The sequence below is a fragment of the Rhizobium leguminosarum genome, from assembly GCF_019798305.1.
In the GTDB taxonomy this organism is placed as follows: Bacteria; Pseudomonadota; Alphaproteobacteria; order Rhizobiales; family Rhizobiaceae; genus Rhizobium; species Rhizobium leguminosarum_U.
Window position 1 is genome coordinate 105,596 of record NZ_JAAXDD010000011.1, and the last position, 22,920, is coordinate 128,515.

25 protein-coding genes, 2 tRNA genes and 2 pseudogenes are annotated in these 22,920 nt (G+C 59.2%); 12 read left to right on the plus strand and 17 right to left on the minus strand.

Translation table 11 applies throughout. The features are described 5' to 3' along the window. Position 1 precedes the first annotated feature (1 nt). The 3 genes from HFO99_RS20375 to HFO99_RS20385 form a co-directional block, all read right to left on the minus strand. On the minus strand, positions 2 to 793 hold the full coding sequence (locus tag HFO99_RS20375; RefSeq protein ID WP_222363199.1) for an ABC transporter permease: 792 nt from the start codon (positions 791 to 793) through the stop codon (positions 2 to 4). Further along, entirely contained in the window at positions 790 to 1,614 is an 825-nt protein-coding gene (locus HFO99_RS20380; RefSeq protein ID WP_222363200.1) for an ABC transporter permease, read from the minus strand. The genes HFO99_RS20375 and HFO99_RS20380 overlap by 4 nt, the downstream gene beginning before the upstream one ends. Before the next feature lie 121 nt (positions 1,615 to 1,735). Continuing rightward, on the minus strand, positions 1,736 to 2,776 hold the full coding sequence (locus HFO99_RS20385; RefSeq protein ID WP_222363201.1) for a PotD/PotF family extracellular solute-binding protein: 1,041 nt from the start codon (positions 2,774 to 2,776) through the stop codon (positions 1,736 to 1,738). A 73-nt stretch (positions 2,777 to 2,849) separates the two neighbouring features. Between HFO99_RS20385 and HFO99_RS20390 the strand changes: the two genes are divergently transcribed. Together HFO99_RS20390 and HFO99_RS20395 are read left to right on the plus strand one after the other, a co-directional pair. Beyond that, a complete protein-coding gene (locus HFO99_RS20390) occupies positions 2,850 to 4,868 on the plus strand; it encodes an adenine deaminase (RefSeq protein WP_261323242.1) in 2,019 nt (672 codons plus the stop codon). A gap of 109 nt (positions 4,869 to 4,977) precedes the next feature. Beyond that, positions 4,978 to 5,277 (plus strand): DUF6074 family protein, encoded by a 300-nt coding sequence (locus HFO99_RS20395; RefSeq protein ID WP_222363203.1) that lies wholly within the window; start codon positions 4,978 to 4,980, stop codon positions 5,275 to 5,277. A gap of 44 nt (positions 5,278 to 5,321) precedes the next feature. Here the strand turns inward: HFO99_RS20395 and HFO99_RS20400 are convergent, their stop codons facing one another. Then, positions 5,322 to 6,413: an alpha/beta hydrolase family esterase gene (locus HFO99_RS20400; RefSeq protein WP_222363403.1), complete on the minus strand. Its 1,092-nt coding sequence runs from the start codon at positions 6,411 to 6,413 to the stop codon at positions 5,322 to 5,324. A gap of 217 nt (positions 6,414 to 6,630) precedes the next feature. On the opposite strand from HFO99_RS20400, the gene HFO99_RS20405 reads away from it, so the two are divergent. Then, complete coding sequence (locus tag HFO99_RS20405) at positions 6,631 to 7,038, plus strand: low affinity iron permease family protein (protein WP_018073353.1); 408 nt, start codon at positions 6,631 to 6,633, stop codon at positions 7,036 to 7,038. 99 nt (positions 7,039 to 7,137) lie between these two features. Here HFO99_RS20405 and HFO99_RS20410 read toward each other — a convergent pair whose 3' ends face one another. From HFO99_RS20410 to HFO99_RS20425, 4 genes are all read right to left on the minus strand, one after another. Then, positions 7,138 to 7,497 carry a low affinity iron permease family protein gene (locus tag HFO99_RS20410; protein ID WP_222363405.1) on the minus strand — a complete coding sequence of 120 codons (360 nt, stop codon included), beginning with the start codon at positions 7,495 to 7,497 and terminating at the stop codon, positions 7,138 to 7,140. Between the two features lie 149 nt (positions 7,498 to 7,646). Further along, positions 7,647 to 9,764: a catalase gene (locus HFO99_RS20415; protein ID WP_222363204.1), complete on the minus strand. Its 2,118-nt coding sequence runs from the start codon at positions 9,762 to 9,764 to the stop codon at positions 7,647 to 7,649. Between the two features lie 203 nt (positions 9,765 to 9,967). Beyond that, positions 9,968 to 10,864 (minus strand): hypothetical protein, encoded by an 897-nt coding sequence (locus tag HFO99_RS20420; protein WP_222252814.1) that lies wholly within the window; start codon positions 10,862 to 10,864, stop codon positions 9,968 to 9,970. Between the two features lie 548 nt (positions 10,865 to 11,412). Further along, positions 11,413 to 11,649, minus strand: coding sequence for a hypothetical protein (locus HFO99_RS20425; protein ID WP_222363205.1), 237 nt, complete (start codon positions 11,647 to 11,649; stop codon positions 11,413 to 11,415). A 308-nt stretch (positions 11,650 to 11,957) separates the two neighbouring features. On the opposite strand from HFO99_RS20425, the gene HFO99_RS33485 reads away from it, so the two are divergent. Continuing rightward, a complete protein-coding gene (locus HFO99_RS33485; RefSeq protein ID WP_020049667.1) occupies positions 11,958 to 12,137 on the plus strand; it encodes a hypothetical protein in 180 nt (59 codons plus the stop codon). Between the two features lie 208 nt (positions 12,138 to 12,345). Here HFO99_RS33485 and HFO99_RS20430 read toward each other — a convergent pair whose 3' ends face one another. Further along, positions 12,346 to 12,549, minus strand: a complete 204-nt coding sequence (locus HFO99_RS20430; protein WP_168281720.1) for a hypothetical protein — start codon at positions 12,547 to 12,549, stop codon at positions 12,346 to 12,348. A 176-nt stretch (positions 12,550 to 12,725) separates the two neighbouring features. Next, positions 12,726 to 13,895 (minus strand): FAD-dependent monooxygenase, encoded by a 1,170-nt coding sequence (locus HFO99_RS20435; RefSeq protein WP_222363206.1) that lies wholly within the window; start codon positions 13,893 to 13,895, stop codon positions 12,726 to 12,728. Positions 13,896 to 14,150: 255 nt separating this feature from the next. Between HFO99_RS20435 and HFO99_RS20440 the strand changes: the two genes are divergently transcribed. Then, the gene (locus HFO99_RS20440; RefSeq protein ID WP_222363207.1) at positions 14,151 to 16,088 is read left to right on the plus strand and encodes a DUF4396 domain-containing protein; all 1,938 of its coding nucleotides are present in this window, start codon (positions 14,151 to 14,153) and stop codon (positions 16,086 to 16,088) included. A gap of 205 nt (positions 16,089 to 16,293) precedes the next feature. Here HFO99_RS20440 and HFO99_RS20445 read toward each other — a convergent pair whose 3' ends face one another. Both HFO99_RS20445 and HFO99_RS20450 read right to left on the minus strand, forming a co-directional pair. Further along, the gene (locus HFO99_RS20445; RefSeq protein WP_017964029.1) at positions 16,294 to 16,548 is read right to left on the minus strand and encodes a hypothetical protein; all 255 of its coding nucleotides are present in this window, start codon (positions 16,546 to 16,548) and stop codon (positions 16,294 to 16,296) included. Positions 16,549 to 16,760: 212 nt separating this feature from the next. Beyond that, positions 16,761 to 16,835: transfer RNA gene (locus HFO99_RS20450), tRNA-Asn, on the minus strand. Between the two features lie 117 nt (positions 16,836 to 16,952). Here HFO99_RS20450 and HFO99_RS20455 point away from each other — a divergent pair. Together HFO99_RS20455 and HFO99_RS33490 are read left to right on the plus strand one after the other, a co-directional pair. Next, positions 16,953 to 17,270: a hypothetical protein gene (locus HFO99_RS20455; protein WP_222302291.1), complete on the plus strand. Its 318-nt coding sequence runs from the start codon at positions 16,953 to 16,955 to the stop codon at positions 17,268 to 17,270. 104 nt (positions 17,271 to 17,374) lie between these two features. After that, positions 17,375 to 17,704, plus strand: a pseudogene (locus HFO99_RS33490) (hypothetical protein); the annotation flags it as partial. Here HFO99_RS33490 and HFO99_RS20460 read toward each other — a convergent pair. The 3 genes from HFO99_RS20460 to HFO99_RS20470 are packed head-to-tail and all read right to left on the minus strand — an operon-like array spanning position 17,702 to position 18,847. Next, entirely contained in the window at positions 17,702 to 18,040 is a 339-nt protein-coding gene (locus HFO99_RS20460; RefSeq protein WP_222335886.1) for a KTSC domain-containing protein, read from the minus strand. The pseudogene HFO99_RS33490 and the gene HFO99_RS20460 sit on opposite strands and share 3 nt — an antisense overlap. A 58-nt stretch (positions 18,041 to 18,098) precedes the next feature. After that, the gene (locus HFO99_RS20465) at positions 18,099 to 18,650 is read right to left on the minus strand and encodes a hypothetical protein (protein ID WP_222363208.1); all 552 of its coding nucleotides are present in this window, start codon (positions 18,648 to 18,650) and stop codon (positions 18,099 to 18,101) included. Then, the gene (locus HFO99_RS20470; protein WP_131707002.1) at positions 18,650 to 18,847 is read right to left on the minus strand and encodes a hypothetical protein; all 198 of its coding nucleotides are present in this window, start codon (positions 18,845 to 18,847) and stop codon (positions 18,650 to 18,652) included. The genes HFO99_RS20465 and HFO99_RS20470 overlap by 1 nt, the downstream gene beginning before the upstream one ends. A 185-nt stretch (positions 18,848 to 19,032) precedes the next feature. On the opposite strand from HFO99_RS20470, the gene HFO99_RS20475 reads away from it, so the two are divergent. The 3 genes and pseudogenes from HFO99_RS20475 to ligD all read left to right on the plus strand — a co-directional run. Continuing rightward, complete coding sequence (locus HFO99_RS20475) at positions 19,033 to 19,182, plus strand: hypothetical protein (RefSeq protein WP_222363209.1); 150 nt, start codon at positions 19,033 to 19,035, stop codon at positions 19,180 to 19,182. 391 nt (positions 19,183 to 19,573) lie between these two features. Further along, entirely contained in the window at positions 19,574 to 19,837 is a 264-nt protein-coding gene (locus tag HFO99_RS33955) for a putative metallopeptidase (protein WP_409994939.1), read from the plus strand. Next, a pseudogene (gene ligD, locus HFO99_RS20480) lies at positions 19,756 to 20,708 on the plus strand (non-homologous end-joining DNA ligase); the annotation flags it as partial. The gene HFO99_RS33955 and the pseudogene ligD, both read left to right, overlap by 82 nt. Here ligD and HFO99_RS33495 read toward each other — a convergent pair. Then, entirely contained in the window at positions 20,695 to 21,012 is a 318-nt protein-coding gene (locus tag HFO99_RS33495; RefSeq protein WP_261323245.1) for a hypothetical protein, read from the minus strand. The pseudogene ligD and the gene HFO99_RS33495 sit on opposite strands and share 14 nt — an antisense overlap. 305 nt (positions 21,013 to 21,317) lie before the next feature. On the opposite strand from HFO99_RS33495, the gene HFO99_RS20485 reads away from it, so the two are divergent. After that, positions 21,318 to 21,391: transfer RNA gene (locus HFO99_RS20485), tRNA-Cys, on the plus strand. Between the two features lie 75 nt (positions 21,392 to 21,466). Here HFO99_RS20485 and HFO99_RS20490 read toward each other — a convergent pair. After that, positions 21,467 to 21,769, minus strand: a complete 303-nt coding sequence (locus HFO99_RS20490) for a hypothetical protein (RefSeq protein ID WP_222363210.1) — start codon at positions 21,767 to 21,769, stop codon at positions 21,467 to 21,469. A 478-nt stretch (positions 21,770 to 22,247) separates the two neighbouring features. On the opposite strand from HFO99_RS20490, the gene HFO99_RS20495 reads away from it, so the two are divergent. Next, on the plus strand, positions 22,248 to 22,913 hold the full coding sequence (locus HFO99_RS20495; protein ID WP_222335883.1) for a protein-L-isoaspartate O-methyltransferase family protein: 666 nt from the start codon (positions 22,248 to 22,250) through the stop codon (positions 22,911 to 22,913). Positions 22,914 to 22,920: the final 7 nt, after the last annotated feature.

Here is a 22,920-nt window from a genome sequence, read left to right on the forward strand (position 1 = left end):
TCTACTTTGTCAGGAAGGTGAGGCCGAGCGTGGCCTCGACGACGGCCATGACGCCGACTGTCACGAACATCAGCAGCACCGAGACCGATGCGATCGTCGGATCGAAGAACTGTTCCATATGCGCAAGGATCTGGATCGGCAGCGTCGAGATGCCCGGCCCGGTCAGGAAGACCGAAACCGACACGTCGTTGATCGAGGTGATGAAGGCGAGGATGAAGGCGGCAATGACCCCGGCGCGGATGTTCGGCAGGACCACGGTCAGGAAGGTTCTCAGCGGCGGGCAACCGAGGCTGATCGCCGCCTCCTCGACGGAAAAATCGAAGGCCGCCAGGCTGGCGCCGACGATACGCACCGAATAGGGCAGGATCAGCAGGGCGTGGCCGACCAGCAGGCTGATGAAGATCGGCAGCCCGAAGCCGATCGTCACCGATTTCATCAGCGAGAATCCGAAGACGATCTCCGGCACCAGAATCGGCAGTACGAAGATGGTGGACAGCCAGCGCGGCAATTCCACCCGATAGCGATTGATTGCATAGGCGGCCGGGACGCCGATCAGCAGGGAGAGCGCCGTGCCGAGAAAGGCGACCTGCAGGCTGGTGATCGCGGTCGTGCGGAAGGCCTCGATCTGGAAGATATTGACGAACCACCGCAATGTCAGGCCCTGCGGCGGGAAGGTCAGGTAGGTCGTGTCGCTGACGGCCGCACCGATGATGATGACCAGCGGTGCGAGCAGGAAGAAGAAAACGCAGGCCGCAAAGGCGGCGAGGATCGGGTGAACGCGCCTCTCCATCACACCGCCATCGGATTGAGCCGGCGTGCGATGCGGCTCATGATGAGGACGACGCCGAGCGTCAGCATCACCATGATGGCGGCGATCGTCGATGCTCCGACCCAATCGAAGGTCACCATGGCGCGCTGGTAGAGGAAGGTCCCCATCATCATCTGCTTTTCTCCGCCGAGCAGTTGCGGTGTCGCATAGGAGGTGAAGCTGCCGGTGAAGACCAGGACCGCGCCGACGATGAGGCCGGGTGTCGCAAGCGGCAGGATCACCTGAAAGAATGTCATCAGCGGTTTCGCGCCGAGCGAGGCGGCGGCATCGATCAGATCGCGCGGGATGCCTTCAAGCACCCCGACGAGCGTCAGGATCATCAGGGGAACGAAGAGGTAGACCATGGCAACGATCACCGAACCTTCGGTATAGAGCATCGAAAGCGGTTCACTGAGGACGCCGGTCGAGATCAGCATGGCGTTCAGAATGCCGTTCTTTCCGAGAATGATCAGCCATGCGAAGGATCGGACGACGACACCGGTCAGCAGCGGAAAGACCGCCGCGATGATCATGATGCTCTTCGCACGACCGGGCATCTGCGCGATCACATAGGCGGTGATGAAACCGACGGTCAGCGAAATCGCCGTCGTGACCAGGGCGACCTCCAGCGTCCGATAAAGAACCGCCCGGCGAAAGCCGCTGTTGAAGAATGTCACATAGGGCGCAAACACGCCCTTCGGCTCGGCAAACGTCGCGGCGATGGTGATGGCGACGGGAATGACGAGAAGCACAACGACGGCAATCGTCGCCGGCATCGTCAATCCCCATCTGGCAAAATGCTTCATCTTAAAACTCGTGGCATGTCCTGATATCAGGAGCGCCGCATCTCGGATTCGGATGTGCGGCACTTCCAGGTCTGGCCCAGGACTGGCAATGAACCGGCCTCAGGCCGGGATATCGCGCAGCTTACTGACCGAAGACTTCGTTCCAGCGATCGATCCAGTCGGCCTTGGCAGCGTTCATCTTGGCATAGTCGATGCGGGTAAGGCCCGCCACCATATCCGGGCCATAGGTCCAGATCTTCGCCTGGTCCGGCGTCAGGCTGACCTTCATCGAGATCGGCGCATCGACGCCTTGTTCGGCTTCAGCCTGCTGGACGTCCTTGGACAGGATGAAGTTGATGAACTGATGGGCGAGTTCGACATTTTCCGAACCCTTCGGGATGTTCACGGTGTTCAGCGTGGCGATATCGCCGTCCGTAAGCTTGGCCCATGTCATCGTCGGAACGGCCGCCTGCATCGATGCCAGGGTAAAGTCCTGGGCCAGCGCAACGCGCACTTCGCCTGTTGATATCAGGTTCACCAGCTCCGAGCCGGTGTTGTAGTTCTTGACGACATTGGGCTTGAGTGCCTCGATTTCCGAGAAGGCCTTGTCGGTGTCTTCATAGGCATCGGCGCCACCATGCTTGCCGGCTTCCAGAACGACCAGCGGACCGGCCGTAGTGGTGATTCCGGGCAAGGAGACGGAGCTTTTCAGATCGTCGCGCCACAGGTCGCCCCAGGCAGTGATCGGCGGGTTGACCTTGGCGGAATCATAGACGATGCCGACGCGACCGATCGTATAGGCGGGGCCGTATTTGCCCTGAGGCGCCTTGCCCAGCTCGTAGATATCCGCGAGATTGGGGATCGTCGACGCATCGATCTCCTGGAACAGTCCCTGTTCGATGCCGAGCTGCGAGAAGCTGTCGGTGAGATAGATGACATCGACGCCCTTGCCGTCGCGCAATTTCAGTTTGTTGAGCCGGTCGGCATTGTTGCCGGTTTCGAACACGATCTCGCAGCCGCAGATCTTCTTGAACGGCGTGATGATGTTCGCATTCATCTTCTCGCCATTATAGCCCCACCAGGAGATAGTCAGCGTCTTCGATTGCGCATGTGCCGCTGCGGTGTTGCCGACGGCGGCAAGCAGCGCGAGAGACAGGATTCGGGCAAAACATCTGGCCTTCATGAGCAATGTCCTTCTCTGAAAAGCGGCGTTGGCAATCGGGATGATACCCCCAGGATTTGGGGGATACTATTTTTTGATCGATCGGGTCGCAAGCTCAATAATTGAGCAAATACGCTCTTGTGCGAAGAATTTTCCAAGACCGGAGCATCGCTTTACACATCGGCCTGTGGTCTTTACGGTCCGGCGGTTCCAGCTTCTCACGGGCATTTCATCCATGGCCACTTCGTGCACTGCCCTTCCCGACGATCTGCTGATCAACGCGTCCGACGAGGTGCTGACGCGCCAGGATCTCGTGCTGACGGCGCTCGGACGCCGGCCCGCCGACAGGCTGTTGCGGGTCGGCAGGTTGCTCGATGTCCATTCGAGGACATGGCTCGAGGATCAGGAGATCGTCATCAAGGGCCGCCGCATCGCCTATGTCGGCCCCGCCGGCAGTTACGCAGGCGAGGTGAACGAGCGCTTCTCCGAGCCGGATCTTGCAGCCGTGCCGGGCTTCGGCGAGGCGCACAAACATATCGAAAGCTCCCATCTGACCCCCGAATGGGAGGCGGCTTTGGTGATGCCGCATGGCGTGACCTGGACATGCGAGGCGAGCCACGAATTTTCCAACGTCAACGGCGCCCGCAATCTGGAATTCTGGCTGGAAGCGCGCCGGCGCGGATCGCCGATGAAAATCTTTCCCCTGCCTGGCTCAGCCGTCCCGCCGACCGCTTACGAGTGGGGTGGCGGCTGGTTCGGCTACGACGAACAGAAGGCCTTCCTTTCCGAAAGCCTGATGGTCGCCGGGCTCGACGAGGTCATGGACTGGCCGTCCATATCCGATCCCGGCAATCCTTCCTACGATCGGCTTTGGGGCATGATCGGCGCGACCTTCGAGCAGCGCGGCGTGGTCGAAGGCCACGGTGCCGGACTGCGCGACATGGCCTCGATCAATGCCTTTGCCGCAGCAGGTCTCGCCTCCGATCACGAAGGCTGGTTTCTCGATGAGATCTGGCAGAAGCTTCTCCACGGTCTTTTCATCGAGCTCAGGCCGCATTCCCTGCCGGAGGTCATCCGAGGGCTGATCGACAAGGGGCTGACGGACTGGTCGCAGATCGCCCTGGTGACCGACGACCGCAGCGCCTCGGACACGCTGAAAATCGGTGCGACCGACCACAATGTCCGGCTCGCCATTGAAAACGGCCTTGCGCCGGAGATCGCCATCCAGTGCGTCACCCTCAATCCGGCGCGCCACATGCGGCTGACACCGTGGGTCGGATCGATCGCGCCGGGCCGTTTCGCCGATTTCGTTCTTCTCAGCGACGTCGCCAGCCTGTCGATCGAAAAAGTGTGGGCGGACGGGCGTCCTGTGTCCGAAGGTGCGACATTCATCGGCGTGCGCCCTGAAATCGACTGGCCGCAATGGGCGACGCGCACCGTGAAAATAGACAGGACGGTGACATCAGACGATTTCCGCATCGAGGCGCCGCCGAACCGGGCCACGGTCAACGCTGCACTTTTGCGGCCGTTTCACTGGCACGACGATTTCATCACCATGGAGTTGCCGGTGGAGGATGGCGCCGTGCAGCGGGATCCCGCGCGCAATGTCACCAAATTCTCGATTGTCGACCGGTTTTCCGGGGAGGCCAAGGTCTCCAGGATGTTCTGGCTGGGCACCGGACCGCGCACGCCGGAGACGGCGCTCGCCTCCACGCTCGGGCACGACAAGCACAATATCTGGACGGTCGGCTCATCGGACGAGGCGATGGCGATATCAGTCAATGCCCTGAACGAGCAGCAGGGCGGCTGGGTGCTGGTATCCGGCGGCAAGATTCTCGCCCGCGTCCGCTACGAGGTCGGCGGCCTGATGACGGCACGTTCGGCCGAAGTCCTCAATGCGGAAATGCAGGCTCTTTATGCCGCCGGCGCCGGCATCGACTGGATGTACGAGCCGAGCTTTTCGCCTCGGTGGTGGCCGGGCTTTCCCGAACGCCTGTCGTTTGCGACCCTGACCTGCTCACCCTGGCGCTGGGTCCTGGTCGCGCCGTCGGCGCTGGCGCCGGAGGGGTTCGTGAACGTGCTCACCGGCAAAACCCATCCGATTGTCTGGTGACATTGCGGCCCGCTAAATTTCCACCTGATTGATCTTCTTACTGCAGCAAATAGAAAGCATTAACCATAGTCCCGTAGACAACGAACAGGATCAAAGGAACCTGTGTTCGATGGCTACTGAAATGACCCGCCGGCCTGCCGGCGCCAATGAAGGCAAGATTATCGCCTTTCTCGCTGGAACCGGAACTGCCAATGTTGAGCGCTGCGCGCGTGAACTCGGCCGGCGGCATGGCGCAGATGCGATAGAATTCTGGAAGGCCGAATGCCGCAGGCTTGCCGATCAGCTTCTGGCGGCAGGGATGCCGGAGAGCGATGTCGGTCAGCGGGTGCTGCAGTTTCAGCAAGATGTCCAAAGCGAACTGGTCTTCAGCCACCAAAACGGACCACTGCCCAAGTCTCAGAACCGATAGCGGCGATCTCGCGGCTCCAGTGGGTCGGCGTATTGTCTTTGCGATTACCGCATCAGTCCGGCGGACCGAAGGGCGTCTTCAATGATTTTCTGAATGCCGCCTCGGTCGCTGTCCGCGCCGAATGGGCCTGCGACGTTTTCGGGTTGTGCAGCAGAGGCTTTTGCATCGCCCCGTTTTTCAAATGAGGGCACCAGACCCCAGAACCTGGCAATTTCGACGGTCGATGAAATTCCGACGTCAAGCATGAAAGGGCCGCTTGCCCCGAAGCTGGTGCCGATATCGAGCGGCGTGCCGTGACCCATCCCGGCAATCGTATAGAGCTCGATCACATCGACACCATGAGCGTCGGTCCAGACCTTTCGCTGATGTCGTCCGATATCTTCAACGTGCCCCGGCAATGCGTCGACGCCGTGGACATGTCTCCATTGCTCGACGATCGTATTTGCGTTGGATGGCACGACGGTTCTGTCTGCGCTTCCCTGCCAGATCGATAATGTCGGCCACGGTCCTTTGTGCTCTGAAGCATTTCTCAACCGCTGTTGAAGCTCTCTGACGGTCGGGCCGCCGTGGCCGCGCATTCGGTCGAACGCCTCGGGAATGGTTGCGGCACTGGCATATGGCAGGCCTGCAATGATTGCGCCGCCGGCAAAGACCTCGGGATAGGTGGCGAGCATGGCGGCGGCCATCGCACCGCCGGCCGAAAGTCCGGTCACGAACACGCGCCTGCCGTCGATACCGTGTTCCGCAACGACCTTTGCGATCATCTGGCGAATGGAAAAGACCTCGCCGTGATCCCGGCGGATGTCCTCCGGGTTAAACCAATTGAAGCAGAGGTTTGGATTGTTTGCCCGTCGTTGCTCGGGAAACAGCAGCGCGAAGCCGTAATCCTCGGCCAGTCGCGACCACCCGGACCCGATATCATATCCGGCGGCAGTCTGGGTGCAGCCGTGCAGGACAACGACCAGGGCCATGTTTTTCCCGCGCTTTGACGGCAGATAGGTATAACCTCCCAAAGCGCCCGGGTTCGAGCCAAACCTTTCCAAGGCGATGAGGTCGGGGTTGTCCTGCGCGGGTTGGGCGCGAAGGGTTCCTCGCAGCGCAGCAAGGCGTGCGAGAGTGTCTGACATAGATCTCATGAAAGTCTCCGCCAATCAGCAGCCGGGATGGCGGTGATGCTGAACTAAACGCGTCAGTCTACGAAAAGGTTGCGGTGCACAATGTTTTTCCCTGGTGCAAACTGTTGGGCGTCCGACTACTGGATTGACATCGGCGGCACGAGGAACTTCGGCCGGGATGTGGAGTTGATGTTGTCGATTGACAGCGTTGACGCTGCGACCCAACGAGGCTTTTCAGATGTCGAACAAATCCAACTTCTTCTCTTCCTTTGCGACCGCCGTCGCCGATCTCTCGGGAAAGCCGTTCACCTTCGTAGCGGCTTTGGCGCTCGTGCTTGTCTGGGCGGTTTCCGGCCCCTTTTTCGGCTATTCGGAAACCTGGCAGCTCGTGATCAATACCACCACAACCATCATCACCTTCCTGATGGTGTTTGTGTTGCAGAACAGCCAGAACCGTGACGGCAAGGCTCTGCAGGCCAAACTTGACGAACTCATCCTGACGAGCCAGGCGGCCAACAAGTTTGTCGGCATCGAAAAGCTGGACGAGGGCGAACTCAGGGAAATGAGCAAGACCCTTGCCGAAAAAGCCGAATGCGTCGAGGACAAGGCGGATGAGAAATCTGCCGCAGAGGCAGCGTCCGCCTAAGGCATGTCGCGCAAAACTGTGCAGCGTTTTTGCGGCAACGACATGCGTAAAACAAAGACCTAAAGCGCGAGGAGCGAATCTGAAAGATTGCCACGCGCTTTAGGTCGCAGTCTCTGAGGTTTGGCCGTGGTGTTGCTGGCGCATTCCCTCTATTGCATCGGCATCTTTCTTCTCAGCCGCAATCCAGTGGTTTCCTGCCTTGCTCGATCGGATCAGTTCGTCGAGCTTGGCATGGAGCGCCCTCATGTCCCGGTTTTGGGAGTGCTGCACCAGCAGCAAAATAAAAAATACGATGAGGTTACCGACCATATTGGTCAGCAGAAACCACTGCCGTGGGAAGGAAAATCTGAGACCCACTGCCGCCCAAATGACTGCGAACGCGATCAGCGTGACAGGGACCACACAATGGCCTGCGCATAGGACGGCCAAGTCAGAGATTTGTCGAAAGCGCCAGCGCATACGGCTCTCCACAGCGCGTAAAACCGAAGATGGAGTAGCTTCCATCACCTGGCCCAGTAAATAGGGCACCGCAGACAGCGTAAAACCCGCGTTTCCGCGGGTTTTATTCAGACGACTAGCCATTCTCATCGGACATGACGACAAAACGGTCAATTCAATTTGACCGATGGCTCCCGACCCCAGACACGCAGTTTGCCGATCGCCTTGATGAAAGCCCGAACATCCTCCGCCGCTACGAGCGCAATCACGCCCTCATCCAGGGAATCAGCAATTCCGGCCTTCTGCATCAGTGGCAGCGCTGTTTCCACATAGCCGATGAACTTGCAGTGCACGAAGGCGTCCGCCACAAAATCGCGGGCCGTTGCCTCCTTTAGCAGATCGCCGGTTCCCTCGGCTGAGGGGAGGAGGGCGACGGCGTCGTAAAGTACCGATGGTCCGCCGTCGATCATCTGATGCGCCTCGATCCAATTGCCGTCCGAGAGTGTCACGCCGCCGATCTTTGGCGCGATCACTTCGAATGCTGCCTTCTGCTCGGTGATTTCGGCAAGCAGCGCCTTGAAGATCGCGGCATCGGTGCCTTCGCTGACAAGAATGCCGAGCTTGCGTCCTTCGAACCGCTTCGGACCGCGCTCGACGATGCTGAGCGCCGGCGACGGCTCGAGATCCTGCCGCGTCGGCATGGCGGCATCGGCAGGTTTCGGCATCGATTTGAAGCCGAGTGCGTGGCCGACCTTGCTGGCAAGGGTCTCATCGATGTTCATCAGATGCGAGACCATGCGCTCACGAATGACCGGCGTTTCGACCTTGCTCAGTTCGAAGGTCAGCGCCGCGGCGATATGGCGTTGTTCCGGTGGAGTCTGGCTGATGTAGAATTGCCTGGCCTGGCTGTAATGATCGGCAAAGCTTTCCGGCCGCAGCCGAACCTTGGCACCCTGTTCTTTGGCAGAGAAGTGGCGGTAGCCTTGAACCGGCGATTCCCGCGGCCCGTCATTCCACGAGTTCGGCTGGTAATTGACGCGGCCGACGGGATTGCGCATCGCCATATGACCATCCTGCTGAAAATTGTGGAGGGGACACTTCGGCGCGTTGATCGGCAGATGCGTGAAATTCGGACCGCCCAGACGTTTCAGCTGCGTGTCGAGATAGGAGAAGTTCCGTCCCTGCAGAAGGGGATCGTTGCTGAAGTCGATGCCAGGGGGCACGTTCTGCGTCATGAAGGCGACCTGTTCGGTCTCCGCAAAAAAGTTGTCGGGCATTCGGTCGAGCACGAGACGGCCGATCGGTTTGACTGGAAGGATCTCCTCGGGAATGATCTTCGTCGGATCGAGGACGTCGAAGTCGAACGTGTCGGCGAAATCCTGATCGAAAAGCTGCACGCAGAGTTCCCATTCCGGAAAGTTTCCCGACTGTATCGCCTGCCAGAGGTCGCGGCGATGGAAATCCGGATCCGCACCATTGATCTTGACTGCCTCGTTCCAGGCGACGGATTGCAGGCCGAGTTTCGGTTTCCAGTGAAATTTGACGAAGGTCGATTCATCCGCTGCGTTGACGAAGCGGAAGGTGTGAACGCCGAAACCCTCCATGAAACGGAACGATCGCGGGATAGCGCGGTCCGACATCACCCACATGATCATGTGCATGCTTTCGGGCGTGAGGCTGATGAAGTCCCAGAAATTGTCATGCGCCGACTGCGCCTGCGGAAATTCCTTGTTGGGCTCCGGCTTTACAGAATGGATGACGTCGGGAAACTTGATCGCGTCCTGAATGAAGAAGACCGGGATATTATTGCCGACGAGGTCCCAATTCCCCTGCTGCGTATAGATCTTGACCGCGAAACCACGCACGTCGCGCGCCAGATCGAAGGAACCCTTGCTGCCGGCAACGGTCGAAAACCGAACGAAGGCCGGCGTCTTTTCGCCGGGCCGCTGGAAAAGATCGGCCCGGGTATAGGCGGCCAGCGATTCATATGTTTCGAAATAGCCATGGGCGCCGTAACCGCGCGCATGGACGACCCGCTCGGGGATGCGCTCGTGATCGAAATGAAAGATCTTCTCGCGAAAATGGAAATCATCGATGAGGGCGGGGCCGCGGGCACCGAGACGAAGCGTATTCTGATCGTCTGAGACGGGTCCGCCCTGAGCTGTGGTCAGCACCGGTTTGCCGTCTTCGGCAAACTGATGAAGCTCGCCGCCTGCACCCCGGTGCAGTTTTTGATCATGGATCGTTGCGTTGTCCGAGGGCGAGGTTTGGGAGGTCTTCTTGGCCATGTAGATTCTCCGGAAAAGATTTGACCTAACCGAAGCTCCCCAACGGCGACATGTTCCGTCCGATGCGAAATAAACCGCCATGGGAAAAAGCCTTGCAGCGCACGATCATCCAACCGCAGCAGAGCCTGGGATGGGCCCGCATAAAAGGGGCGCGGGGCCTTTCGACCCCGCGCCCCATTTCCGTTGACCCTGAGCCTTGGGCGTTAGATCCGGGGCGTGACGAGGAGGTCTTCCTCTTCGTCGCGTTGCGACCCGCCAAAGGCAGCGGCGGCAGCAGCGATGAAAGCCCCGATCAGAAGTGACAACGCGCCGAGCAATGCCGTGGTGGAGGCAGCCTTGCGTGCCTCATCAGCAGCTTTCTGAGCGGCGACTTTGGCGTCGTCGATGCGCTTCAGCACAGTGTCGACGCGGGTGCGTGCATCGGCCTCGGAAAGACCGGTGCGAGCAGAGACGATGGTGGCCAGATAGGCCTTGTCGTCATCCGGGATCTGGCCGGCGGCAGCACCGTTGAGGAGGATGCGAGAAACCTCAGCCGTTGCAGCAGTATCATCGGATGTTGCTCCTGCGCGGGCCTGTTCAGGACGCAGCAAAGCGTCGGTAAAATAGGCGGTGGGCAGATCTGCGGTCGATGCCGTCGACGCTGCCGCCGTACCTGCGGCGGTGGCGGCCGAACCCACGGCTTGTGCCCCCGCACCGGCAAGCGAGGTCAGCGACGACGCTAGAAATCCGGCAACGAAGATCGTCGCCAGCGCCCAGCTGATGAAGCCATGCGCGGTATCGCGGAAGAACACCTCGTCGGTGTGCACGGCTGCCCACTTCGTGCGCAGCCGGCCGGTGATATAGCCTCCGAGCCCGGAGGACAGCCATTGCACGACAACGAGCCAGATCGCCGCCGTCACCCCGACCGTGCCGAGTGAACTGCTTTGCCCCGACCAGGGCGATACCATCGTCAACCCGACCCCGGACCCAAGGAGCAAAAGTATGAGGGTCACTCCGATGGCCGCAGCGGCGCCCCCGAAGATCGGCCCCCATGTCATGGCGGAATTGGAGGATTCAACCGGGGTAGCAATCTCCCCGGAACCTGTCATTGAAACCGACATGATCTGTTCCTATCGCATAAACAGAGCAAGAAGGATGATTATCGGCAGTGGAACACCAAGCAGCCAAAGCAGAATACCGCGACCCATGAGAGACCTCCTGTCAGAAACTGACGTTACGTGGTTGATGCCACTCAACTTTTATCCACGGCGTTTGTTCCCGAGCGGCTTCTATCTGGGTTGTGCGCCAAGCTGGGCTGCTTCAGCAGCGGCTGAGCCGCTCACGTGGGCCGGCTTGCCCGCGCGGGTTCAGCCGAAACCCGACACGATCTGGCGCAATCTCCTTCAATCGCGCGGCAGCTTCTGAAGTAACAGCACATTGTCGGACCGGTTGCCGCATCCTTGACATTTGAGGCGCCTGGCGAGCTTGGCGAGAGACAGGTCACCGCCGTAGCGCCGGGCAATTTCCTGCCGGTCGATAGATGTTTCGTGAAGGCATCTGCGGCAACGAGCATGGATGATATACCACCGCGGCAGGGTCGACAGCGTTTCCTTTTCGATTTCGACTGCATGGCTATCAGGGGGTGCGAGCTCAATACTGCGGCGATGTTTCATGCCCGTTCGACAGTCGGTGTCCATCTACGTGTCATGCCGCAGTTCATCCCTCTTTCCGCAAGAGCAAGCTGAAGCCGCAGGTGACGGCAATCCAGCAGCAATGTCGTAATGGCGGCGCGGATGTCCCCATCGTGCAAGGCGACAACTGCGTCGACTTCTCCTCTCAGCGCTTCTTCTGCCAGTTTTTCAGCTATCTGCGGACGCACGACCTCGCTCTCCTTCAGAGTTTCCACCGCAAGTTTTCAGATTGGCGGCCACTAAGCCGATGTTGCTATTATGTTCCGTTCGGTTCGCGAGTCAAGAGTGGCCGAAGCGGAGTTTCCGTCGCGTTTAAACGGAAACAGTTCGAGAGCCCCGGTTGCCGTTGCAGAGCCTACGAAGGTCGAAGAGAATCTTGCACATTCGGAGCTAACGCCAACCGAGGAGCGCGCCTATATGTTGAGGCTCAAGATATCTGGGAGCAGATGAGTTCTGGGAAAATTTCTCCCGGCATTCCGAAGGGGAGAGGGCTCTCATCGCGTCGAAAACTGGAGAAGCATAGATGAACAGATTTCAGGCATTTGTAGCAGCCGCGGCAATCAGCCTTGCCGCCATGACCTCGGCCTGCTCGACACCACCAAATTCATATGGCTCAGCATCAGGATATCAGCCGGGCGATTCAATGAACCCGGCCTGTGCGGATGGATTCCGACCCGGCGACGGCCGTTCATGCAGCTACTAGGGGCCGGCGTCTGTTTGTCGGTACAAGCATGCGCTGTCCGGACGCTTCAGCGCTCAGGTTCCTGGAGCGCGAAATCGGCGTGGCACCGGCGGGCTATTTCGCCGGTTGGCGACCCGCAATAAGCGCGCCAGCCGGTGGTTTTATCGAGCATGCCTGCTCTCGTGGTTGTTCAGTGCGCGATGGCGGAATCGTCCGTCATGGATCTTTTCTACTTGTTCGCGCGACCGCGCTGTTTCGGGTTTATGCCGCCAAATCGGTTGGTGTCGTTGGCCACATCGCCTTCTTCAGTGTTCTGCCCGGCAATATCGTCGGCGCCAGTGTCACGATGCAGCCCCTTCGATTGTCCGATACCCGGATCTCGCTCGAGATCTGCATCGGTAGGGCGAGTTGACTTGGGATGTTTGGAAGTCATGATTTTCCTCCGTTTCGTTGCCTGGATGCAAAACAGCTGCCGGCTGCGAGAGTTCCGGCGAAAACGGAATTAAGCGGGTATATTGGGTGTCTTAATCAGAACACCCAGGGGCGGCTGATCGCCTCCAGACCAGCCTGTCGTTGTCGCAATACCTTGCGCACCGTTGTACGATCTGTTTAGGCCGCAGCCTGCACCGGCTCGAAATCGATGTCGAGGACCGCGTCGAGTTGGCGATCCATGAAGCGCTCCGGGATACTCTTCACCACTCGATTGCGAAGTGGAACAACGAGTGGATTTTGCCACTGGGCCACCTTTGCGTAGAGGCGGGACCCGGAGGCGAGGCGATGCGCGCGACCGACGCGCCGGGCATCGTATTCGTGCAGGGTCTCATCGATCGGAAGGCGGCCGAGAAGCGATGCGAGTACCGCTGCATCCTCTATCGACAAGCCCGCGCCCTGTCCGAGATCGGGCGTCACGGCATGAGCAGCATCGCCGAGCAGGACAATTCTGCCATGCGTGAAGGACGGCATGGGGTCGAGATCCTCGATGTCAGTCCAGATCACGGCGTCTGAAGAGGTGCTGGCTAGCACCTCCGGAACAGGATCGTGGAATTCGGCAAACATGCCCTGGAGTTCGGTGAGCCCAATCTTGGCCAAGTCAGGATCCTTGATTCTGCGGGCGCCGCAGCACGCGAACCAGTAAATCCGTTCGCCCGGAATGGCGGCCAGGCCGATACGTTTGCCGGCAGCGCCCCAACTCTCCGAGAGGCGGGTCGGATCAAATCCCGCCGGTATTCCAGGCGAGATTGCGCGCCAGCACGTATAGCGCGCGAAACGCTCACGCGCTTTGGGGAATACCGCCTTGCGTACGGCGGAATGGACGCCATCGCAGGCAAGCACGAGGTCGGCTTCGACGGTATGGCCATTTGCAAACCTCAGTACGGCACCGGCCTCATGCGTTCGTGCGCCCACGCATTCCATGCCGAGGCGAATGGCTGATTGAGGCAACGCCGATAACAGGGCGTGGTGCAAGCGGCCGCGATGAAGCACCACCATGCTGAGATGGCCATAGCGCTGGCTGAGGGCAGCCAAGTCCGTCATCTGCAGCACGTCACCCCTCTGATCCAACAGATCGATGCGGTCAATGCGCTGCGCCTCGGCGAGCACGGCATCATAGAGACCGAGCGTGCGCAAGGCGCGCAACGCATTGGCGCTGAGGCTCAGGCCCGCACCGATCGGCTTTAACTCCGCCGCCTGTTCATAGATTTCGACCTCGTGGCCGATGAGGCTGAGACCCCTTGCCACAGCCAAACCTGCAATACCAGCGCCGACGATGACGATGCGCATGATGTCGCTCCCATGCCGTGAGTTGCTGTTGAGACCGAACGCCTGACGTTCCTGGACCGTTCCGCCGACCTGAGAAATCGATCAAGTAACGCAACGGCGGAGGGCGAGCGACCGGCAGCCCGGTTTGCCGATGCCGTGAACGACCTCGGCTACACGGCGCGATTTTCTAATTGAAGCGTTTGTCTTGACGGCGTCGCCCTTGCCGGCGGCGGCGCCCGCTCCAAATCAACTGCCAATATTATCAAAGGCGGAACGATGCTCATTCAGCCAATTGATTACTTTCTGCTTGTTTGGTTTGCACTTGCCCTTGCGTCCACCTTGTACGTTGCCTGGGACCAGTACACCAACAATCCCGAACCGGTGGTGATGAAGTGGGGCTTCATCCTCGTCACGCTCTACCTCGGTCCCTTCGGGTTGCTGATCTATGTGCTCGCCGACAAGGAGCCATGGCCGGGCACGCACGAGGACTTCGTCAAACCGCTGTGGAAGCAGGGCATCGGCTCCACGATCCACTGTGTGGCGGGAGATGCCACCGGCATTATCATCGCCGCGGTGATCGTCGCGCTAATGGGTCTGCCAATGTGGCTCGACCTGATCGTCGAGTACATCGCCGGGTTCGCGGTCGGCCTCTTCATCTTCCAGGCCCTCTTCATGAAGAACATGATGGGCGGCACCTACTGGGAGAACGTACGAAAGTCCTTCCTGCCTGAGTTCATCTCCATGAATTTCATGATGGCTGGCATGGCGCCCGTCATGAGCTTCCTGATGATGGGCCGCGATATGCGCGCCATGGAACCGACCGAACTCCTATTCTGGGGCGTCATGTCGCTGGGCGTCATGGCCGGGTTCGCGCTTGCCTACCCGTCCAATGTCTGGATGGTCGCCCGTGGTCTCAAGCACGGTCTGATGACCGATCGCGGCGATTCGGATCATGCCAAGCATGCGCGCGAAAACCGTTCGGAGCCCGCGGTGCCAGCGCATGAGCACAAGGAAAACCAGCAACACGCGGCGATGGAAGCTCCGCGGTCGCCACGTCACGGGAGCGCTCGTCATCATGATGGCCACGGTTCCGGCCACGACATGGTCCCGGATGCGCCTGTGCCGCAGCTCGCCGCGGTTGGCGGCATTTCACTGATGTTGTTGCTGTTCGGCATGGTCGCCCCTGCCAACTGGGTCAATATGACTTTGAGTGCGCGCGATGTCGGGGGTGCCATCATGCCGCCGGGCATGATCATGGATCGCGACACTTCGGCCGAAGCGATGCTGGATATGGCGGCGATCCACCCGCGCTATATCACCGCTACCTATGGCCTCGACACGCGCGGCGACCGTGCGCTCGAACCGCGCATCGAGGACGGCGTCAAGGTCTTCGACATGGAGACCAAGGTCGTTCGCTGGACGATTCTGCCGGGGATCACGGTCGACGCCTACACTTTCAATGGTCAGCTACCCGGTCCGCGGCTTCAGATCCGTGAGGGTGATCGCGTCCGCATCAACGTGAAAAACAGCCTGCCCGAAAGCACGTCAGTGCATTGGCACGGTTTGGTCCTTCCCAACGAGATGGACGGACCGGCAGAAATTACCCAACCGCCGATCCATCCGGGCGAGACCTACGTCTACGAATTTACTGCCGGGCAGTCGGGTTCATATTTCTATCACTCGCACGATCACGTCGACCGGCAGCAGGCTCTGGGCCTCTATGGCGCGCTGATGATCGATCCGGCGCAAGCCGATCCGACCACGATCGCAGACCGCGACTATGTCATTCTCTTGCAGGAATGGCTGAAGCGCGAGGGCCTCACCTATCCAGCCATGCCGATGGATGGCGGGCAGCCCAACTACTTTACCATCAACGGCCGCGCCTATCCCGAGACCGACACCATCAAAATGAAGGTCGGCGAAACCCTGAAGGTGCGCTTTGTCGGGTCGAACAATGGCTTCATCCATCCCATGCACATTCATGGTGGGCCATTTACCGTCGTTGCCCGTGACGGCATCAATCTCTCGCCAACAGCGCGCTTTCAGGCGGACACCGTCAATGTCGGCCCAGGACAGCGCTACGACGTTATCTGGAAGGCGCTCAATCCCGGCAAATGGCTCATTCACTGCCACATCGGGCACCACACGACCAACAACAATACCGAAACCGAAGGGGGCGGCGGCCTGATGATGGTCATCGAGGTTGAGGTCTAACAAACCACACCGCATCGGTCACCCCGGTCACGGCAACGCTTGTTGCGACGTGCTGCAGCGGTCAGGGCGTCTCAGCTCACTGGTGCGGTCAACCTTCCCCATCCGCTGCGATCCGGCCGGCACCGGCGACCCCGATCCCACTCGCCCTCCCGTTGCCAACACCAGCAGCGAGCCGGCTGGTTGATTTGACTGCCAATTCACTTCGCTACCGTTTTTTCCGCAGGTCACCGGGCAAAGCGTCAATAAGTTGATGCACTTTTCCGGTAGCGAAGGCGATGTCCTCGCGCGGCAGATGGACTGTTATCTCGATCTCTTGCCACCTGCCGCCATGGTCTTTTGCGAACCTGACGGCGGCTTCCAAAGAGGTGAATTGCACCGCCGGTGCATTGGCGGTCCAGAACTGCACGCTGCAGTCCGCCGTACTGTAATCTAAGAATGCTTTTTCGGGATCTAGCGCCATGGCATTTGCTGTACACCGCCGGCAGTTTTTTGGCCAGCGGTTGCCTATCCATCGTAAAAGCGCGTTGTCCGCCGTGACCACCGAAGCCATCATCAGCGCGCCGTTGGTCTCACCAACCGGCGGGTTTTCATCGTGCCACAAAGCGGGAAGGGAATGGGAAAGAAAGCGCCTGCTTTCGGATTTATCAACGACAACAGGCGCTTACTTGAAAATGGCTCCCCGGGCCGGATTCGAACCGGCGACCTGTCGATTAACAGTCGAATGCTCTACCGCTGAGCTACCAGGGATCACTGCTTGGCGCGGTGTGAGTGGGCTAATACAAACGCTTTCCCGATTTGCCAAGCGGTTTTTTCAAAAAAATGAAATGAACTTGTATTTGGGTTGCCTGCGCCCATCTCTGGGCAATGACAAACGTGAATGATCGCAGTGAGACAGGTAGCGGCGAAAAGCGCAAGGCACGGGCAGGGCGCTTCGGCATTGATCATGCAAGCGGCAGGCTTGTGCTCGGCTCCTTCAGTATCGGCATGCCGCGCTCGCGCATCGCGCGGATGGCACTCGGCGTGGCCCTCATTTTCTGCGGATTACTGGGTTTCCTGCCCATTCTCGGCTTCTGGATGCTGCCGCTCGGTTTCCTCGTGCTCTCGCATGATCTGCCGTTCGCACGCCGGCTTCGGCGGCGGCTGGCTGTCTGGTGGCACAGGCGGCGAAACCCGGCTGACTGACGGCCACCTCGGGAGGGGTTTTGTGGAACAGTGGATCGCTTTTCGCATTCGTGGTTTATGGAATGTAAAGCCCAAAATTGCGTCACGATGGTCCAGGTGAGGAAATGAAGGCATTTTTTGTTGTCGTCCTGTCGGCAGCTGTCCTCTCAGGCATTTCCGCCGAGGCCCAAGCCATCGACAGCCGCGGCTTTGACGCTCGTGGCATCTGTCGCCGTCCCGAAGGCTGTGTGGTCGACCATGGTCAAGGCGGTAGCTACAACGGACCTCGCAACTATCGCAATTTTAACGGCCGAAACGAGCGTGATGGGAGGAACGACCGTGAGCGGAACGATCGCCGCTACCGTTCTCAGAACAGAAGTGACAATTTCAACTCGGGAACCAGCCGCGTTGCCACAAGCCCTGTGATTGATCTGAGCGTGCAGCCTGCACATCTAGTTCGATCTGAGTTCGCTTTCCTCGAAAGTCCCGCCATGGTCCGGATCGAGACCTGTTGCCAACAACAGGCTGCAGGCGGCAAGGAGGATGACGAGCTTCACTGCATAGGACACCACGGAGACCGGTTGTCGACGGCCCTGTGATACGCGACACGGCGCTATATAATATTTGTAATAGAAGTGCGGATCATCGGTTTCCAGCAGGTTCTGGTAGACGTGCAACGGAATATCCACATGCTTCACAGGCGGAGAACCGGGGAACTTTACATAGAGATCCCGGGATTCGGCGTCGTATGCCGCATGTACGTGCTTCGATTTGAGGGCAGCCCAATCCATCGCAAGCTCCTATACCCTCCCGAAAATAATTGAGTCCCGGAGGAGGATCGAAGTCAAGTCAAGAATTTGTTTCAAATGCCATCATTGGCAGGAAATGGGGCATCGTCATGGCCATGGAAATTCCGGCCTCGCGCGCGTGCCGTTTTGGGAAGACAAAATGGCCGTTTCGACAGCAAGCCATGCTGTCGCCGATCTGCCCAACCTTCGCATCACCGACGCGCACGCTGTTTCCAGTCATGTCGGCCTTCAGAACGACATCGCAGACGCGATCAAGCACGCGCTTGTAATCTGGCCTACTGAAGTCGGCGACGCGTTCGAGGAATGACGAATGTTTCAGGTAGGCGTTCATCAGCCATTCGACAGTGCCGTAGCGGCTCACATCTGGCTCCACGCGCGCGGAAGACCGTTCCCGGCGCCCATCCTCCAGCCGAGCGTTCCACACGCCTGGTGCCTCGTATAGTTCTTTCTGGGATAGGTTGACGCCAAGCGCGGCGCTCCGATATGGGCAGCCGGCTTTCCGGTAGAGCGTGGGGCACGTCCAGTAATAGCCCGTCGAGCCATTAGCGAGCGTCTTGAACGAGGTGTATTGCGGCATAGCGATGGGCACCATTACAGTACCTCCCACTGCTCGCTTTCGACGTTTCCGCCAATAGCCTTGTCCAGGTCGATCTTCCGCCACGCTCTGAATCTGCCCTTGCCGGTCCCGGTTTCGATGAACGGCTTGGGCCAGATCGTGCCGACACGGCTGAGAAACGCCTCAACCGTCTTCTCGTCGACATAGGCGGCCGCATGCTCGTCCCGAAGCACAGCAGGCCAGCATCCGACAGGGAAGTCTTCAGAACATGTATTCCTGCCTCTACTCTTTCCAAAAGGCGAGTACAGGTTCATGATGTCCTTGGCTGTCCCTAGACCTTTTTGCGCGTCGCTTTGATAACATTGCCTATTGGGGACAGAGATGCTTACGCCGCTTAGCTGTATCAGCAGGTCCGACCATGGAACAAACACCGATTTACTTGGAGTCGGAAGGTTTCGCCGGTCAGGCTCTTTCCGGTCTCAATTTGGAGAAGTCCCATGATCCGCGCGCACAAGACAATCGCAGCTATCGCTTTCCTCTTGCTCGCCGCTATCATTTCGTCATGTAGCACCGGAGGGCCGGGGGCGCGCTCGATGAACGAGCCTTTGAACCTCGGCTGCACGGACGGCTTCCAGGCCAAGGGCGACAGCTCATGCAGCTATTAGGACCGAGGTAGATCCAATACCGCCCGCGGTCGCCAGCGCAACCACCTTGTGAGAGCGCGCCAAGGCGAACTTTCGATGACCGTGATTAACCCGGACGCCATCGAGCAGTTCGAGATCGGCGGCGTCTACCGACTGACCTTCGACAAGGCGGAGTGATCCCGCACATCCGATAAGGTGAGCCGGCCGCGCGAGGTGGATGCACAGGTTCCAAAGAAAATTGAATTTAATCAAAGCGGAAATAAAAAGATGCGTGGTGGACCGGCTATTCAGCAGCGGCCGATGCCCCCCGAAGACATGATCGATGACACCAGCATCCGGTTCGAGCCGGCGCCTTATCTTCTCGAATGGGCGCGGTCATCCTTCATCGATGAGGCGGCTGACCTCGTAAACGAGGATCACGCTCATCTCCGCTTCACATCGATCGGCATCCTCTGGACAAACGTCCCCAGTGGCAGGGCAGGCCGCCGGATCATCGGTCAATGCCGGATCGGATCGATCCCTGTCTCGCTCTCCTCAAGCCGAAGCCGCCCAAAGGGTCGCAGTGGGCCTTCGAGGTGAAGTGGGACGGCTATCGCCTGGCCGTCCACATCGAGCCATCCGGCGTGAGGATATTGACCCGCGGCGGCCACGAGTGGACGGATCGTTTCCCGCGATCGCCGCCGAAGCAAGGCGCCTTCCTGTCGCCACAGCCATTCTGGACGGCGAGGCAGTCGTGTTCGACGAGCGTGGCCGGTCGGATTTCGGCAGGCTTCAGCAGTCGCTTGGCGGCCGCGTCGGTAAAAGGATGTCGCGCGAGGCGGTCCTGATGGCATTCGACCTGCTTTATTTTGACGCCGCGACCTTACCGGAGCCGAGCTTGGCGCCCGGCGCCATCTCCTCGAGGGCTTGGTACCCGCCGGCGGCGAAGAAGCCATCCGGCTATCCGAGGAGATCGAGGCTGATGGTGACGTGCTGTTGCGTATCGCCTGCGAGCATGGGCTCGAAGGGATCATCGCGAAAGACCGGAATAGCACCTATCGCAGCGGTCGCGGCGGCGAATGGCTGAAGATCAAGTGCATCCAGAGCGACGGCTTCGCGATTGTCGGCTATGAGAAATCAACGGCATCGTTCGGGAGGCATCGGGCGCCTTCTGCTCGCCGCGCGCAAGGGAGATGAACTCGTCTATGTTGGGGGAGTGGGGACCGGGTTTAACGAACGATCCGCCGCTGATCTGCGGGAGCAGATGGACAAGCTGATCATCGCCAAGCCCGCCATCGACACAGGAAGGAAGCGAAATGCCGTCTTCGTCCGCCCGGAGCTTGTTGCTGAGATCGAATATCGAGCCTGGACGCATGACGGGAAGCTCCGGCACGCGTCTTATAAGGGGCTGCGGGAGGAGCAGGATACCGCGGCCGTTTACGCAGTCGACTTAACGCTCAAGGCTGGATGAAGAAGGCCAGTAGACGGGATAGGATGCCAGACTTTACCGGGATCCCGACTGTCCGCTTGCCGAGTTTTGTAAGCCGCCAACCGGTCACGTAACTCCACCCGCCACCAGGGCTATGAATACTGACGAGACCGAGATCGCATGCGCGATTTACAACGGTTTTGTCGTAATCTTCCCATTCCCCGTCAGTCATGAGACAGCAGAGATCAGCTTCCTTCGCTGTCATATACAGAAGCTGAATAACTTCCTCGTCCGGCGACGCTATAGCTACCGCCGGGGCGATGCCCGCGTGATTTATTATGTTCATGAATGTTCCCCACCCTAAGTAATTAGCTACAGCTCACGCGAGTAATTGCGCAAGCACTATTTCTGGACTTTTGTGACAATGGTTACCAAGCGTTCGGTTGTTCAACAGTCGACCGACAAAGGCCCGCTGCCGCGTCCGACAAAGCGGCAGTTTACGAGATCGGGCAGGGCGGTTCCGGAACGTTCAGCAAACGGCTATTCAGAATAAAAAAGGACCGCATTCAGGATGAAAAGTCTTGCGCTCATTCTAGACCTGGTCTAAATCGCGGCCACCACACGATATTTTTCGATGTCGGTCACAGGTGAGGCCTCGTGGCGGAGTGGTGACGCAGAGGACTGCAAATCCTTGTACCCCGGTTCAATTCCGGGCGAGGCCTCCAACATCTTCTACATGACATAAACTATGTGAAACGCTGCAGGCTCAGCGGCGCCGCGTTAATGCCTGAGGCGCGATGCTACCAGACCCGCTGGCCGGGCGAAAAATCGAACTGTAACGGATTGATTCTCGTGAGGCGGCAGAGCGCTTTCAGGCCGCCTCTCCGGATTTGCGCCTGATATTGCAGGTCGCTCAATTCGGGGCCGGTTTCGATTTCGCGGCCGGTGCCGAGAAGCCGCCGCATGCCGTGGGGCGAAATGCGGGTGAAGCTGCGATTGTCGCCGCTGCTGTATTTGATCAGCAGCAGGCGGGCATCGGCATTGTAGTGAAGCGCTTCTATGCCGCGCGATTGGATCATGAAGGTTTGCATGTGCACACCCATAGCGCAAGGCGAGGGCGCCGCAACAAAATGGTTGACGTAACGTTAATGCGCGTGCGGCTGTCGGGACTGGATTTCAAAAAGAAACGAACGCGTGCCAGACCTGCGCCGGGCATGATTGCCGCAGACGCCATGCAAGGTATCTCCGAGCGCGTTTCGTCGCCCTATCGCTTCCAAGTCGTTTCGCCGTCTAGCAGCCCGCAGCAGAATATGCCGATGAGCACTGCGACGATGAAAAAATCGAACAGCGTGAAATACTCGAAAATCGCAGACATGGCCTGCTCCTCCTATTCCTCCGTTGCAGATCATAACATGAAGGGGCGGAAAGTTCGACGCTGGGGTTGCAGCGTCCATCCTGCCCCTGTGGCGCGGAAGAGGCGTCGGCCGGATTCTTTTCGCGGGCGGCTGCCAAGCCTTGAAAGCATCCGTGGCGGAGATTAAGAGACGAGGGACAGGAACCGCTTTTTAAGAGCGAGAGGACATGATGGATTTCGAAGCAGCGCGCGCAAAGATGGTCGATACCCAGGTTCGCACGACGGACGTTACCTCGCATTCCGTGCTGACGGCGTTTCTCACGGTGCCGCGTGAGGCTTTTGTGCCGGAGAAGGCGAAACTGCTGGCTTATATCGACAACGATGTCGAGATCTCCGCAGCCGCACCGGGAAAGCCGCCCCGCTTCCTGATGGAAGCGTCGCCGCTCGCCAAGCTGCTGCAGCTGGCCGCGATCACCAAGGATGATTTCGTGCTCGAAGTCGGTTGCGGCACCGGTTACACATCGGCGCTGTTATCGATCATTGCCGGTTCCGTCATCGCGCTTGAATGTGACGAGACGCTAGCCACTGAAGCGAAGGCGCAGCTTGCCGGCTACGCCAAAGTCGAAGTCGTGACCGGCCCGCTCGAAAAGGGCTATGCTGCCGGCGCTCCCTATGATCTGATCTTCGTCAACGGCGCAGTCGAAGAGGTTCCGGCCGCCCTTCTCGGTCAATTGCGCGATGGTGGCCGTCTGATTACGGTCGAAGGTTACGGCAATGCCGCCCGCGCTAAGGTCTTCGTCGCCGAGCGCGGCGCCATTTCGGAAAACGTCTTCTTCAATGCCTCGGTCAAGCCGCTGCCAGGTTTCGCCAAGACGCGCGAATTCGTTTTCTGACATCGTT